The sequence below is a fragment of the Microbacterium sp. SORGH_AS_0421 genome, assembly GCF_030818635.1.
GTDB lineage: Bacteria > Actinomycetota > Actinomycetes > Actinomycetales > Microbacteriaceae > Microbacterium.
Genome location: NZ_JAUTAO010000001.1, coordinates 2,670,655 through 2,685,536 on the forward strand (window position 1 = coordinate 2,670,655; position 14,882 = coordinate 2,685,536).

A 14,882-nucleotide genomic window follows, 5' to 3' on the forward strand; every position below is an offset into this window, starting at 1 on the left:
GCCGAGTCAGGTGTAACGTGGCGCAACCTCGCGGGGACCGGCAGCGAGGTCGCGGGAGTCCATCCCGCCGTCGACCGACGGTGCGCGCCGGTGACCGCTCAGCGCTGTGCCGCCGCCAGGGCGACGACCTCCGCAGCGGCCGAGTCGACGTTCTCGTTCACGACGCGGTAGTCGAACTCGTTCTGGGCCGCGAGTTCGACACGCGCCGTGCGCAATCGTCGGGCACGCTCCTCGGCATCCTCGGTCCCGCGCCCGACCAGACGCTGGACGAGCTCGTCCCAGCTCGGCGGCAGCAGGAAGACCAGGGTCGCCGAAGGATCGGCGGCGCGCACCTGACGGGCACCCTGCAGATCGATCTCGAGCAGGGCGGTGCCGCCGTCGGCGAGCACCCGCTCGATGGGTGCGCGCGGAGTGCCATAGCGGTTCTTGTTGTGCACGACGGCCCACTCCAGCAACTCGCCCGAGGCGACCAGACGGTCGAACTCGGCGTCGTCGACGAAGTAATAGTGCTCGCCCTCGACCTCGCCCGGGCGCGGCGCACGGGTGGTGGCCGAGACCGAGAGGTGGATCTCGGGGTAGTTCTGCTTGATGTGGGCGGCGACCGTGCCCTTGCCGACCGCGGTGGGTCCGGCGAGCACGATGAGACGACTGCGGCCCTCACGCGGCCCGGGCTCGGGCCAGCGCGTGTCGAGGTACTGCCGCAGGGCGTCGCGCTGGCGCGTGCCGAGGCCGCCGAGGCGTTTCACCGGCGAGATCGAGAGCGAGGCGAGGATGCGGTCGCGCTTGCTCTCGCCGATCGCGGGGATCGCCGTGAGGAACTCCGTCACGCGCATCGCACCGGCCGCGGAGAGCGGGTCGGCGAGTCCCCGGCGCAGCAGCTCCTGCGGCGAGATGACGCGCGTCGACACGTCGCGCTTGAGCGCGGCGCGCTCGCGACGGGCCTCGACGGCGCGGCGCGAGGCGGCGGCGCGGTCTACCTCGGGTGGGCGACGGGTTTCAGCCATGCAGGGACTCCCGGTAGAGCGCGGCGCGCTCATCGATGCGGGTGGCGAGACGGTCGGGTCCGACCGCGAGGATGCTTCGGCTCTCGTTGGCCACGACGGCCTTCGCGACGTAACCGAAGAGGCGGCGCAGATCGGCAGGGGCTGCCCCCTGCGCGCCGAAACCCGGGGCGAGGATCGGCATGCCCGCCAGAGCCACGTCTCCGAGGCCGAAAGCGGTGCGGTCCACCGTGGCTCCGACGACGACTCCCACGGGACCCAGGGCCCCGGGTGCGCCGATGTTGGCCTGGTTGACGTCGTGCGCCACGCGCGCGGCGACATGCTCGTGATCGCCCACGGCTTGCGCGTCGTCGACGATCGCGCTCTGCAGCGCACGCGCCTCGGGGTTGCTCGTCGCGGTCAGCACGAACGCGCCCTTTCCGTGGTGCACCGCGAGCGATAGCGTGTCGCGCAACGAGTCGGCACCCATGTACGGCGACAGGGTCACGGCATCCGCCGCGAGGGGCGAGCCGGGTTCGAGCCACGCGTGGGCGTAGCCCTCCATGGTCGTACCGATGTCACCGCGCTTGGCGTCGGCGATCACCAGGAGCCCGGCGTCGCGGGCGCCCGCCATTACGTCCTCCAGTGCGGCGAAACCGCGGGAGCCGTAGCGCTCGAAGAACGCCACCTGCGGCTTGACCACGCCGACCCGCCCGCGCGCGGCCTCGACCACTCGCAGGCCGAACTCGCGCGCGCCCTCGGCCGTGGCATCCAGCCCCCACGCCGACAGCAGCGCGGCGTGGGGGTCGATGCCGACGCACAGGGAGCCGTGCAGGTCGAGGGCGGCGCTGAGCCGCTGTCCGAAGGTGTCGCTCACAGACGCCCCGCGCGATCCACGGCGTACTCCTGAAGGCTGCGCACTCCGAAGCCGTCCTTCATCGCGCCCAGGGCGCTCACCGCGGCGCCGAGCACGGCCATCGTGGTGAACAGGGCCTTGTCGGCGGCCACCGCGGCTGCGCGGATCTCGTACCCGTCGGCACGGGCCGTGCCGCCCGAGGGCGTGTTGACGATCATGTCGATCTCGCCGGCGTTGATCAGGTCGACCACGTTCTGCTGGTCGGACCCCTGCGTCTCGGAGTACTTCTCGACGACCTTGACCCGGATGCCGTTGCGGGCCAGGATCTCGGCGGTGCCCTCGGTCGCCATGAGCTCGAAGCCGAGCTCCTGCAGGCGGTGGGCGGGCAGGATGACGGCGCGCTTGTCGGCGTCGGCGACCGAGATGAAGACGGTACCGGAGGTCGGCATACCGCCGTACGCGGCTTCCTGCGACTTCGCGAACGCCGTCGGGAAGTCGCGGTCGATGCCCATGACCTCACCGGTGGAGCGCATCTCGGGTCCGAGGACCGAGTCGACGGTGTGACCGTCGGCGGTGCGGAACCGCTTGAACGGCAGCACGGCCTCCTTGACGGCGACGGGGGCGTCGAGCGGCACGCGCGAGCCGTCCTGCTCGGGGAGCAGCCCCTCGGCGACGAGCTCGGCGATGGTGTTGCCGACCATGATCCGGCTGGCGGCCTTCGCGAGCGGGATGCCCAGGGCCTTCGACACGAAGGGCACGGTGCGGCTGGCGCGGGGGTTCGCTTCGATGACGTAGAGGACTCCCGCCGAGATCGCGAACTGCACGTTCAGCAGACCGCGGACGCCGACGCCCTTCGCGATCGCGAGGGTCGCCTCGCGGACGCGGTCGACCTCTGTGCGACCGAGCGAGACCGGCGGAAGCGTGCACGAGGAGTCACCGGAGTGGATGCCGGCCTCTTCGAGGTGCTCCATGACGCCGCCGATGTACAGGTCGGTGCCGTCGTACAACGCGTCGACGTCGAGCTCGATCGCGTCGTCGAGGAAACGGTCCACGAGCAGCGGGAGCCCGGGGCCGATGATCGCCTGGTCGGCGACGCGCACGAAGTAGTCGCGCAGCGCCTCGGTGGAGTACACGATCTCCATGCCGCGACCGCCGAGCACGAAGCTCGGGCGAACCAGCACGGGGTAGCCGATCTCCTCGGCCACGGTGACCGCGCCCTCGACATCGATCGCCGTTCCGTTGCGCGGGGCGACGAGACCGGCCTCGTCGAGCAGGCGCGAGAACAGCTCGCGCTCCTCGGCGAGGTCGATCGCCTCGGGGCTGGTGCCGAGGATCGTGTAGCCGGCGGCCTCGATCCCCTTGGCCAGGCCCAGCGGCGTCTGACCGCCGAGCTGACACACGACGCCGAGGATCCGACCCGACTGGGACTCGGCATGCAGCACCTCGAGCACGTCCTCGAGCGTCAACGGCTCGAAGTACAGGCGGTCGGAGGTGTCGTAGTCGGTCGAGACCGTCTCGGGGTTGCAGTTGACCATGACGGTCTCGTACCCGGCAGCCGACAGAGCGAACGACGCGTGCACGCAGGAGTAGTCGAACTCGACGCCCTGACCGATGCGGTTGGGGCCCGAGCCGATGATGACGACCTTGGTGCGGTCGGAGGGGGTGACCTCAGTCTCGGCGTCGTACGAGGAGTAGTGGTACGGCGTGAGCGCCGGGAACTCCCCCGCGCACGTGTCGACGGTCTTGTAGACCGGGCGCACGTCGAGCGTGTAACGGCTCTCGCGCACCGCGGCCTCGTCGATCCCGCGGATCTCGGCGATCTGGGCGTCGCTGAAACCGTGCTCTTTCGCCGTGCGGAGAGTCTCGGCATCCAGCTCCGATGCCTCGCCGATGAAGTCCGCGACCTCGTTGATGAGGACCATCTGATCGATGAACCACGGATCGATCTTGGTCGCCTCGAAGGCCTGCTCCGCCGTCGCGCCCTTGCGCAGCGCCTGCTGCAGGACGACGATGCGGCCGTCGGTCGGCGTCTTCGAGACCTCGAGCAGCTCGTCGACCGAGCGCGACTCCTCGCCCCAGTGGAAGCTCGACCCGCGCTTCTCGAGAGAGCGCAGGGCCTTCTGCAGCGCCGTGGTGTAGTTGCGGCCGATCGCCATGGCCTCGCCCACCGACTTCATGGTGGTGGTGAGGGTGGTGTCGGCGGCCGGGAACTTCTCGAAGTTGAAGCGCGGCACCTTCACCACGACGTAGTCGAGCGTGGGCTCGAAGCTCGCCGGCGTGACCTTGGTGATGTCGTTGGGGATCTCGTCGAGACGGTAGCCGATCGCGAGCTTGGCGGCGATCTTCGCGATCGGGAAGCCCGTCGCCTTCGACGCGAGCGCCGAGGAGCGCGAGACGCGCGGGTTCATCTCGATCACGATGATGCGGCCGGTCGCGGGGTCGACGGCGAACTGGATGTTGCAGCCGCCGGTGTCGACGCCCACGGCGCGGATGATGTCGATGCCGATGTCGCGCAGGCGCTGGAACTCGCGGTCGGTCAGCGTGAGGGCGGGCGCCACGGTGATCGAGTCGCCGGTGTGGACGCCGACCGGATCGACGTTCTCGATCGAGCAGACGACCACCGTGTTGTCGGCGGTGTCGCGCATGAGCTCGAGCTCGTACTCTTTCCACCCGAGGATCGACTCTTCGAGGAGCACCTCGTTGGTGGGCGAGTCGTGCAGGCCCGCGCCGCCGATGCGGCGGAGGTCGGCCTCGTCGTAGGCGAAGCCCGAGCCCAGGCCGCCCATCGTGAAGGAGGGGCGGACGACCAGCGGGTAGCCCAGCTTCTCGGCACCGGCGAGGAGTTCGTCCATGGAGTGGCAGATGACGGATGCCGCCACGTCGGCGCCCGCCTCGATGACGAGCTCCTTGAAGATCTGGCGGTCCTCACCGCGGTTGATCGCGTCGAAGTCGGCGCCGATGAGCTCGACGTCGTACTTCTCGAGGATGCCGCGCTTGTGGAGCTGGATCGCCGCGTTCAGCGCCGTCTGGCCGCCGAGCGTGGGGAGAACGGCATCCGGCTTCTCTTTGGCGATGATCGACTCGATGACCTCGGGGGTGATCGGCTCGATGTAGGTCGCGTCGGCGAAGTCGGGGTCAGTCATGATCGTCGCGGGGTTGGAGTTGACGAGGATGACGCGCACCCCCTCTTCGCGGAGCACGCGGCACGCCTGGGTGCCCGAGTAGTCGAACTCGCAGGCCTGACCGATGACGATCGGGCCGGAGCCGATGACGAGGACGGAGTTGATGTCGTCGCGCTTAGGCATTCTTCTTGGTCTCCATCGTCGCGAGAACCATCTCGCGGAAGCGGTCGAACAGGTAGTTGGCGTCGTGCGGGCCCGAGGCCGCCTCGGGGTGGTACTGGACGCTGAACGCGGGGATGTCGAGGGCGCGTAGCCCCTCGACGACGTTGTCGTTGAGGCCGATGTGGCTCACCTCGACGCGGCCGAAGCCGTTCGGGCTGTCGACGACCTGGTCGAGCGGGGCGTCGACGGCGAAGCCGTGGTTCTGCGAGGTGATCTCGACGCGACCGGTGGTCTTGTCGAGAACGGGCTGGTTGATGCCGCGGTGCCCGAAGGGCAGCTTGTAGGTGCCGAAGCCGAGGGCGCGGCCCAGCAGCTGGTTGCCGAAGCAGATCCCGAAGAAGGGCAGGCCGTCGCCGAGGACGGCGCGGAGCAGCTCGACGTGCTGATCGGATGCCGCGGGGTCGCCGGGGCCGTTCGAGTAGAACGCCGCGACGGGCTCGATCGCGCGGATGTCGTCGATCGTGGCGGACTGCGGGAAGACGTGCACGTCGAAGCCGCGGGCGGCGAGGTTCACGATCGTGGACTGCTTGACGCCCAGGTCGAGCACCGCGAGGTTGCCGATGCGCTCGGCCGTGGCTGGGGTGACCTCGACCTCGCTGACCGAGACCTCGGCCGAGAGGTTGCGGCCCGCCATGCCCGGGGCCTCGAGCACGCGGCGCAGCTGCTCGTCGGGCGCGAGGTTCGCCGCCTCGCCCGAGAAGACGCCGCCGCGCATGCTGCCCGAGGAACGGATGCGACGGGTGACGGCGCGGGTGTCGATGCCCGCGATGCCGACGATCCCGTCCTCGACGAGGGCGTCGTCGAGCGAACGGTCGGCGCGCCAGTTCGACACCATGCGCGAGGGGTCGCGCACGACGTAGCCGGCGACCCAGATGCGACGCGACTCGGGGTCTTCCTCGTTCACGCCGGTGTTGCCGATGTGGGGCGCGGTCTGCAGGACGATCTGACCCGCGTACGAGGGGTCGGTGATGGTCTCTTGATAGCCGGTCATGCCGGTGGCGAAGACGACCTCGCCGAGGGTCTCGCCGCGTGCGCCGTAGGCACGGCCGGTGTAGCGGGTGCCGTCTTCGAGCACGAGGACGGCGGGGTCTCGCGTGAGGCGCGAGGAACTGATCAGGGCGGTCATGCGTCGCTTCCTGTCGTGGTGATGAGGGGACGGATGGCGTCGGCGAGGGCTTTCGCCGAGGCATCCTGGGGTCGGAGGTAGGTGTCGACGACGGTCTCGTCGTCGATGCGCCAGCTGACGCGCGTCAGGCCGTCGCGCTCGACCACGCGGTCGATGGCGACGGTGGCTTGAGCGGCATCCACCAGGCGGTCGCGGTCGAGCACGATGCGCGGCTGGCCTCGGAGGTCGAGCGCGACGCCGGCCGTGGTGACGGTGACGTCGAGGCGGGAGCGGAAGCCGAGACCCTTGATGGCGAGCCGCTCGAGCGGCTCGTCGTGCCGGGTCGTGGCGACGTAGAGCCCCGAGAACACCGCCGTCTCGACGGAGCCTTCGGGCAGCTCCCCCACCGGGGCGGAGTAGCGCGCATCGCGCCGCGTTCGTCGTACCCAGGCCCACGCGAGCAGGGCGAGCAGGACGACGGCCACGCCGACCATGACGAGCAGGGCGCCCTCGCGGCTCACGAGAGCGCTCCGGGGGCGTCGAGCACGGCACCGTCGGCGACGGTCGGGATGCCGGCACGCACGGTCCAGCGCACCTCTCCGGGTAGCTCCCGGCCGAGGTAGGGCGAATTCGTGCTGCGTCCCGCGAGATCGTCGAGTCCGAACGCACGCGAGGGGCGCGGGTCGTAGAGCGTGAAGGTGGCGGGCTGTCCCTCGGCCACGGGCGTGCCGTGGCCGTCGAGGCGACCGATGCGCGCCGGGGTCGCCGACATCACCCGGGCGACGTCGGCCCAGGTCATCAGGCCCGTCTCGACCATCGCCTGATGGACGACCCGCAGGGCGCTCTCGAGCCCGACCATGCCGTTGGCCGCCGCCGCCCACTCGCAGGCCTTCGCCTCGGTGGGGTGCGGAGCGTGGTCGGTGGCCACGATGTCGATCGTGCCGTCGGCCAGGCCCTCGCGCACCGCGAGGACGTCCTCTTCGCGGCGCAGCGGCGGGTTGACCTTGAAGCGGGCGTCGTAGTCGCGCACGAGCTCGTCGGTCAGCAGCAGGTGATGCGGGGTGACCTCGGCGGTGACGTTGACGCCCCGCTTCTTGGCCCAGCGAATGATGTCGACCGAACCCGCGGTGCTGAGGTGGCACACGTGCAGGCGCGAGCCCACGTGCTCGGCCAGCAGGACGTCGCGGGCGATGATCGATTCCTCGGCGACCGCGGGCCAGCCGGCGAGACCGAGCTCGGCCGAGACGGCGCCCTCGTTCATCTGGGCGCCCTCGGTCAGGCGGGGGTCCTGGGCGTGCTGGGCGATGACGCCGTCGAACGCCTTCACGTACTCCAGCGCGCGACGCATGATGAGCGGGTCGAAGACGCAGAACCCGTCGTCGCTGAAGACGCGGACGCGAGCGCGCGAATCGGCCATCGCGCCGAGCTCGGCGAGACGTTCGCCCTTCTGTCCCACGGTCACGGCGCCGATCGGCTGCACGTGCACATAGCCGGCGGCCTCGCCGAGGGCGAGCTCCTGCTCGACCACGCCCGCGGTGTCGGCCACGGGCGAGGTGTTGGGCATGGCGAAGACGGTGGTGAAGCCACCGGCGGCGGCCGCCCGGGAGCCGGTCAGGATCGTCTCGGACGCCTCGTACCCCGGTTCGCGAAGGTGCACGTGCAGATCGACCAGACCGGGCAGGGCGATGAGCCCGTCGGCGTCGACGACCGTGGCGCCCGCGTGCGACAGACCGGAACCGGTCTCGGCGACGACCCCGTCGCGCACGAGGAGATCGGTGGCATCGTGGCCCTCGATGCGCGCGCCGCGCACCAGAAGCGTCTGGGGGGTGGCGTGGCTCATCGGAGGTCCTCTTTCTCGGTGTGGGGCCGTTCGCCCGCCAGAAGCAGGTAGAGAACGGCCATCCGCACGGAGACACCGTTCGTGACCTGCTCGAGCACCGTCGAACGAGGCGAATCGGCGGCTTCGGCGGAGATCTCCAGACCCCGGTTCATCGGACCGGGGTGCAGGACAATGCTACCGTCCGGCAGAGCCTGCAAACGCCGCGCGTCGAGACCGTACCGGCGGGAATACTCCCGTTCAGTCGGGAAATACGCGGCACTCATTCTCTCGAGCTGGATGCGGAGCATCATGAGGGCGTCCGGAGCCGCCGCGATCGCATGATCGAGGTCGTAGTCGATCTCCACGGGCCACCCGCTGACGTCCTGCGGCACGAGCGTGGGCGGGGCGACAAGGGTGACCTGGGCGCCCAGGGTGTGCAGCAGCCAGACGTTCGAGCGCGCGACGCGCGAGTGCAGCACGTCGCCGACGATCGTCACCCGGATGCCGCTGAGGTCGCGGCCGCGGCTGTCGTCGCCGAACAGGCGCTTGCGGATCGTGAACGCGTCCAGCAGGGCCTGGGTCGGGTGCTCGTGCGTGCCGTCGCCGGCGTTCACCACGCCCGCGCTGATCCAGCCGGAGGTCGCGAGGGTCCGAGGAGCGCCGGAGGCTCCGTGGCGGATGACCACGGCATCCGCCCCCATCGCCTGAAGGGTCTGCGCGGTGTCCTGGAGCGACTCGCCCTTGCTGACGCTCGAGCCCTTCGCCGAGAAGTTGATGACGTCGGCGGAGAGGCGCTTGGCGGCGGCCTCGAACGAGATGCGCGTGCGCGTGGAGTCCTCGAAGAAGAGGTTGACGACGGTCTTTCCGCGCAGGGTCGGAAGCTTCTTGACCTCGCGACGCTGGGTGTCGGCCATGTCTTCGGCGACGTCGAGGATCTGCAGGGCGTCATCGCGCCCGAGGCGCTGCGTGTCGAGGAGGTGCCTCATGATTCGATCGTCACCTCCTCGACGCCGTCGATCTCGGCGAGGCGCACGTTCACGCGCTCGTCACGGGCGCTGGGGAGGTTCTTGCCCACGAAGTCGGGGCGGATCGGCAGTTCGCGGTGACCGCGGTCGATCAGCGTCGCAAGGCGCACGGCGGCGGGGCGGCCGATGTCCTGCAGAGCGTCGAGGGCGGCACGGATGCTGCGGCCCGAGAACAGCACGTCGTCGATCAGCACGACCGTCTTGCCGTCGATGCCCCCGGCGGGGATCTCGGTCTTCCGCGGGGACCGCGTGGGATTGCGGTGCAGATCGTCGCGGTACATCGTCACGTCGAGGGAGCCGACCGCGACGGGAGCACCGCCGAACTCGCTGACGAGAGGGCCGATCCGATTCGCGAGCGTGACGCCGCGGGTCGGAATGCCGAGGAGGACGAGTCCCTCCGGTCCTTTGTTGGACTCCAGGATCTCGTGCGATATGCGCGTCAAAGCGCGGGCGATATCGGCATCGTGCATGACGGTGCGCGTATTCATCCGCCGCTCCCTTCTCCGCCTCACGGGACGGGGTTAAAGGTTGCTGTGGTTCTCGGCCAGTCTAGCGGGTGGGCTGGCCGGATGCCGCGGAGAGAAGCTGTGCGGCGGGGGTCCGTATCAGCGGGGTAGCTCGGCGACCCCGTCGCCGTCGGCCGCACCCGCGCATCCGGCGAGAAGCGTGCCATGTCATTCGGCTGGCGCCCCCTTCGCAGGACGAGTCAGTCGAGGGTCGCGGTCTCGTCCTCGTCGGCGACGATCTCGGCTTTGAAGCCGGCGGAGTTCTCCATCCATCCGGCGTAGTGGGCCGGACCGCCGGCGAACGGATAGCGCTCTTGGTAGAGGGGCCGCCAACCGTGATCCGAGCAGGACGCCATGATCTCGTCGACGCGCGCTCGAGAACCCCCGCGGAATGCCAGGTGGTTCACACCCGGGGCGCGACGGTCGTGATCGGGACGGGACAGATTGGGCGACGTGGTGAGGGTGAGGTAGGACTCCCCCGCGGCCCACGACTCCCCCTCGGTCCACTCGGCGCTGCGCTTGAATCCGAGCTGGTCGAGCAACCACCCCCAGTCCGCGCGCGCCACGACCGGGTCGGCGACCCAGACCTCGACGTGATGGAACCCCGGCACGGGTCAGCCAGCGGCGACTTCGGCGGCAGCCCGCTCGGCCTCGGCGCGCTCGCCGCTGGGCGTGGAGCGGATCGGGTGACCCGTCGTGGTCAAGCAGCGACCGCTGGCCAGGTCCCACTTCCAGTCGTGCAGCGAGCACGTCAGCACGCCGTTCTCGATCTTGCCGGTCTTGGTGAGGTCCGCGCGCAGGTGCGGACAGCGGCGCTGAACGGTCCACCCGTCGATCTCGGCATCCTCGGTCTGATCCGACTGCTCGGCGTACCAGTTCTCGACGTACTCGATGCGGTCGCGCGACAGGCACTTGAGGAACGTCGTGAGGAACTCGTTGAACTTGCCCGAACGACCCACCTCGAACTGCATCGACAGGAAGATCGAGTTCGACCAGTCGATCTCGTGATCCCGGATGTTCGTCGACACGAGGTCGGCGGGGATCGTGTACCAGTAGATGCACTCTTCACCCGCGTACTCCCGGACCTTCGCCTTGGGGAAGTCCACGACCATGTCGAGCTCGCCGATGCGGAAGCGCACCATGCCACCGACACCGTTGCGGATCGTGCGGGCACGACGCAGCAGCGGCTCCCACCACTCCTTGATCGCGGCGAGCATCTCCGCCGGGGGGATGACCTCCGCGCGAGTGGCCTCCTCGGCCCGCACCTCTGCCTGACGGCTGTCGCGCTGCTCGGCCAGGTAGTTCCACTTGTCACCGAAGACACGCTCGATCTCGGCATCCGTGTACAGCGTCTGGGTGACGGTGACGTCCGACCCCTGCACCTCGACCTCGGTCCCCGGGAGGAACAGGTAGCCCTTCTGGTCGGGGCGCTGCTCCTTCATGTGCGCGAGGAACTCCCGCTGGTCGGTGAAGATCGAGTCGTTCTCGAGGCCCGTGCCGTTGTAGCGGAACAGCTCCTCGCGCAGGAACATCGGCGGACCGGCCATCGGGAACACATGCTCGGCGTCCACCTTGTCGATGTAGTACATCGCGCGCTTGTTCTGCGCGTCGCGCTTGAGCTGCGCGAAGTTCTGCTTCGCGTCCTGGGGCAGGTCGTAGACCATGGGCCACCAGATCGCGCCGGAGACCTGCGTGAAGTACGCGTCGGGCTTGCCGAAGTCGAACAGCTTGTCGAGGTCGAGCGGGTGCGAGTCGTTCTGGTTGAGGATCGACGCGGTGCCGTCGTCGAGCGACAGCGACGAGTCGCCGATCGGACCGTCGGAGGGGGCGCGCAGCGGCGTCACCATGAGCTTCAGGTCACCGAACTGCAGGGGCACGCCGGCCTCGGTGCGGATGAGGTTCGTGTAGCCGAGCGCGACGAGATCCTGCTCGAGGTCGTCGGTCGGGTACTCGGGCAGGAGCACCTTGATGTCCTTCGACACGTAGCGTTCCAGCATCGCCGGATCGAAGTGATCGCGGTGGCGGTGAGAGATGTACAGGAAGTCCGCCTTGCCGAAACGCTCCCAGTCGAGGGCGCGGTTGTCGGGGAAGGGGAACCACGAGCCGAAGAAGCTCGGGCCGATGACGGGGTCGCAGATGATGCTGCCGCCGCGCGTCTCGATGAACATTCCCGCGTGGCCGAGGCCGGTGATCTTCATGCCGCTCCTGTGTCGTTGGCGAACCAGAAGAGTCTACGCGGGGGCGGCTGAACGGGTTCGGGGAGAGCGGGCGGGTCGGCGAAGTCCCGCCTCGGCGCTCACGGCCCCAGCAGCCCCCGGATGTCGTCGGCGTCCAACGACGCCGCGAACGCATCGTCGTCGTCGATCACCGCGTCGAACAGCGCAGCCTTGCGCTGCTGCAGGGCCCGCACCTTCTCTTCCACCGTGCCCGCGGCGATCAGCCGGTAGACGAACACGCTCTTCGTCTGCCCGATGCGGTGCGCGCGGTCGATGGCCTGCGACTCCGCGGCGGGGTTCCACCACGGGTCGAGAACGAACACGTACTCGGCCTCGGTGAGGGTCAGACCGAACCCACCCGCTTTGAGACTGATGAGGAACACCGGGGTGTCTCCCCCGCGGAACCCGTCGATCACGTCCCCGCGCCGGGTGGTGGAGCCGTCGAGGTGCGCGTACGACAGACCCGCGGCATCCAATCTCTCGGCGGCGAGGTCGAGGAACGACGTGAACTGACTGAACACCAGGGCACGGTGCCCCTCGGCGGCGACCTCGACGAGTCGCTCGAGCAGGACGTCGAGCTTCGCCGACCCGAGGTGCGCGTCGCGCTCGTCGACCAGCCCCGGGGCCAGCGCGAGCATGCGCAGGAGCGTGAGCGAACGGAACACGATGAAACGCTGCCGATCGAGATCGTCGAGAAGACCCAGCACCTTCTGCCGCTCGCGCTGCAGGACCCGGTCGTAGAGCTCCTGATGGGCGGGGCCGAGGGGGACGGCGATCTCCTGCTCCTGCTTGGGAGGCAGATCGGATGCCACGACATCCTTCGTGCGGCGCAGCAGGAACGGCCGCACCCGCCGACGCAGGCGTTCGAGCGTGTTCTCGCGGTTCACGCTCGCCGCCGCGGCCGAGATCGCGGTCGGGGCGTCCGTGGGGAGCTGTTCGATCGCCCGCGTGTAGTCGTCGCGGAACTGACGGATCGAGGGGAACAGTCCCGGAGCGGTGAGAGCCAGCAGGGCCCAGAGGTCGTCGAGACCGTTCTCGATCGGTGTGCCCGTTGCGGCGAACACCGCGTCGGTGGTGAGGGAGGCGATCGCCCGATGGATCCGCGTCGCGGGGTTCTTCACGAACTGGGCCTCGTCGAGCACGACGCCCGCCCAGTGCGGCACGCCGAACTCTTCGGCATCCGTCCGCACGACCCCGTAGGGGGCGACCACGATGTCGACTCCCGCGGCGATCTCGGAGATCGTCTGCGCGCGACGCACCGAGGTGGCTTCGACGACGGCGACCCGCAGGTCGGGAGCGAAACGTGCCGCTTCGTCGCGCCAAGTGGGCAGCACCGACGTGGGGGCGACCACGAGCCAGGGACGGTGCTCGCCGAGGGCGCGCGTGTGCGCCACCAGGGCGAGCAGCTGCAGCGTCTTACCGAGACCCATGTCATCGGCCAGGATGCCGCCCAGCCGGTGCGCGTGCAGCAGAGCGAGCCACGACAGCCCCTCGCGCTGGTACGGCCGTAGCTCGGCACGGAACCCGATCGGCGTCGGCACCACCGGTACCTCGGTGATGTCGCGCAGAGCCCGCGCCAGCGCACGCCATTCGACGGCGGCCTCGGACTGATCGGCGAGGTCCTCGAACTCCGCCCAGAGTGCGAGATGGGTCCGAGGCAGACGCGGGCCGGTCTCCCACTCGTCGAGAGACGCAGCCTCTTCCAGCAGCTCCCGCAGACGCTGCAGCGCAGGGTGCGCGAGAGAGAACCAGGCGCCGTCCGAGAGCTTGATGCGCGTCCGCCCCCGCGACAGGGCCGAGAACAGCATCCCGAACGGGATCGTGCGTCCCTCGATGGTCACGACGATCCCCAGGTCGAACCAATCGCGGTCGAGGGACTCCACCGCGGTGATGCGCAGCGACGGGTCTCCCCGCAGCTCGCGGAACGCCGGGGCGGTGCCGGTCGTGCGCACCCGCACCTCGTCGAGCACATCGACGGCGGGCAGCACGCGCGTCGCGAAGACGGCGGCATCGGCATCGCGCAGGATCGCGCTCGCCGCGATCGGCAGGTCGGTTGCCGCCGCCCACGCCGTTTCGAACCGCTCACCGATCTGTGCCTCGGCGCGTACCTCGCGTTCGCCGTCGTCTGCGTCTGAGCCGTAGGCGACACGGAGACCGCCGGGATACGCCCAGGTGAGCCGGTAGGTCACGACATCGTCCTCGTAGCCGACCGCCACCTCGAGGGTCGGGCGTGCCGGCGGAGGGGCCGGAACCCCCGCCCCCACCGACAGGGGCGCGCGCCGAGCGAGTCGGGGATAGACCTCCGCCACGAACTCGGCGGCCTCGGACGGCGGCACATCGACCGGCGGCGCCCCGAGCAGCGACGGCAGCGGTGCGGGCAGATCGACGGCGGCCAGCACGATCGGCACCGGGTCGACGTCGATCGCATAGGCGAACAGCCCCGAGTCACCGATGGCGCGGGCGTGCGCGGCATCCGTCGACCGCCCGTCGAGCTCGAGGGCCGCCGACACGCGCAGTGCTCCCTGACCCACCGCGTCGAGGGCCACACGGGCTGTCGCTTCACGGGCGAGTCGCACACGCTGCTGCGCGTGCATCGGAACGAGAGGGATGCCGAGCCCCTCCGCCGCCGCGAGGTGCGGCCACAGCAGCGGCGAGTCGATGGCGTCGAGCGCCACGGTGTCTCCCGACGGGGCGAAGGGACCCGCCGTGCGCAGGGCCTGCGCCAGGGCGTGGAGCTCGGCGAACCACCTCACGTGTGCGGGGTCGAACCGGCCGGAGGACCGCCGGACGGCATCCCACGTGGCATCCGCGCGGATCCACGCGTCTCGTGACCCACGCACGAGGGGGCGGGCGACCAGCTGCAGGTCGTCCTGCCGTTTCGCCAGCGATCGCGGCGTGACGGGCACCACCGCTCGCGCCTCCCAGCGCGACGGGTCGTAGGCCTCACGCTGGCGCAGCTCGACCCCGAGGGCGAGCGGCTCGAACGCGGTCCGCGCGCCCTCGGGGACAAGCTCGCGCCACGAGGTCACGG

Annotated in this window: 11 protein-coding genes; all 11 read right to left on the bottom strand. The window is 69.9% G+C overall.

What is annotated here, in order from left to right:
* Positions 1–98 precede the first annotated feature (98 nt).
* Positions 99–1,004 carry a guanylate kinase gene (gene gmk / locus QE416_RS12710; protein WP_307316703.1) on the bottom strand — a complete coding sequence of 302 codons (906 nt, stop codon included), beginning with the start codon at positions 1,002–1,004 and terminating at the stop codon, positions 99–101.
* A complete protein-coding gene (gene pyrF / locus QE416_RS12715) occupies positions 997–1,857 on the bottom strand; it encodes an orotidine-5'-phosphate decarboxylase (protein WP_307316706.1) in 861 nt (286 codons plus the stop codon). Before pyrF ends, gmk begins: the two co-directional genes overlap by 8 nt.
* Entirely contained in the window at positions 1,854–5,141 is a 3,288-nt protein-coding gene (gene carB / locus QE416_RS12720; protein WP_307316709.1) for a carbamoyl-phosphate synthase large subunit, read from the bottom strand. The genes pyrF and carB overlap by 4 nt, the downstream gene beginning before the upstream one ends.
* On the bottom strand, positions 5,134–6,306 hold the full coding sequence (carA, locus tag QE416_RS12725; RefSeq protein ID WP_307316714.1) for a glutamine-hydrolyzing carbamoyl-phosphate synthase small subunit: 1,173 nt from the start codon (positions 6,304–6,306) through the stop codon (positions 5,134–5,136). The genes carB and carA overlap by 8 nt, the downstream gene beginning before the upstream one ends.
* The gene (locus QE416_RS12730) at positions 6,303–6,806 is read right to left on the bottom strand and encodes a hypothetical protein (protein WP_307316715.1); all 504 of its coding nucleotides are present in this window, start codon (positions 6,804–6,806) and stop codon (positions 6,303–6,305) included. The genes carA and QE416_RS12730 overlap by 4 nt, the downstream gene beginning before the upstream one ends.
* Positions 6,803–8,125 (bottom strand): dihydroorotase, encoded by a 1,323-nt coding sequence (locus QE416_RS12735; RefSeq protein WP_267787351.1) that lies wholly within the window; start codon positions 8,123–8,125, stop codon positions 6,803–6,805. The genes QE416_RS12730 and QE416_RS12735 overlap by 4 nt, the downstream gene beginning before the upstream one ends.
* Positions 8,122–9,090 carry an aspartate carbamoyltransferase catalytic subunit gene (locus QE416_RS12740; RefSeq protein ID WP_307316717.1) on the bottom strand — a complete coding sequence of 323 codons (969 nt, stop codon included), beginning with the start codon at positions 9,088–9,090 and terminating at the stop codon, positions 8,122–8,124. Before QE416_RS12740 ends, QE416_RS12735 begins: the two co-directional genes overlap by 4 nt.
* Positions 9,087–9,617 (bottom strand): bifunctional pyr operon transcriptional regulator/uracil phosphoribosyltransferase PyrR, encoded by a 531-nt coding sequence (gene pyrR, locus QE416_RS12745; RefSeq protein WP_210075161.1) that lies wholly within the window; start codon positions 9,615–9,617, stop codon positions 9,087–9,089. Before pyrR ends, QE416_RS12740 begins: the two co-directional genes overlap by 4 nt.
* Positions 9,618–9,835: 218 nt before the next feature.
* Positions 9,836–10,246, bottom strand: coding sequence for a VOC family protein (locus QE416_RS12750; protein WP_307316719.1), 411 nt, complete (start codon positions 10,244–10,246; stop codon positions 9,836–9,838).
* Positions 10,247–10,249: 3 nt separating this feature from the next.
* Positions 10,250–11,833 (bottom strand): Rieske 2Fe-2S domain-containing protein, encoded by a 1,584-nt coding sequence (locus tag QE416_RS12755; RefSeq protein WP_307316722.1) that lies wholly within the window; start codon positions 11,831–11,833, stop codon positions 10,250–10,252.
* A 98-nt stretch (positions 11,834–11,931) separates the two neighbouring features.
* Positions 11,932–14,880, bottom strand: a complete 2,949-nt coding sequence (locus tag QE416_RS12760; RefSeq protein WP_307316724.1) for a DEAD/DEAH box helicase — start codon at positions 14,878–14,880, stop codon at positions 11,932–11,934.
* Positions 14,881–14,882: the final 2 nt, after the last annotated feature.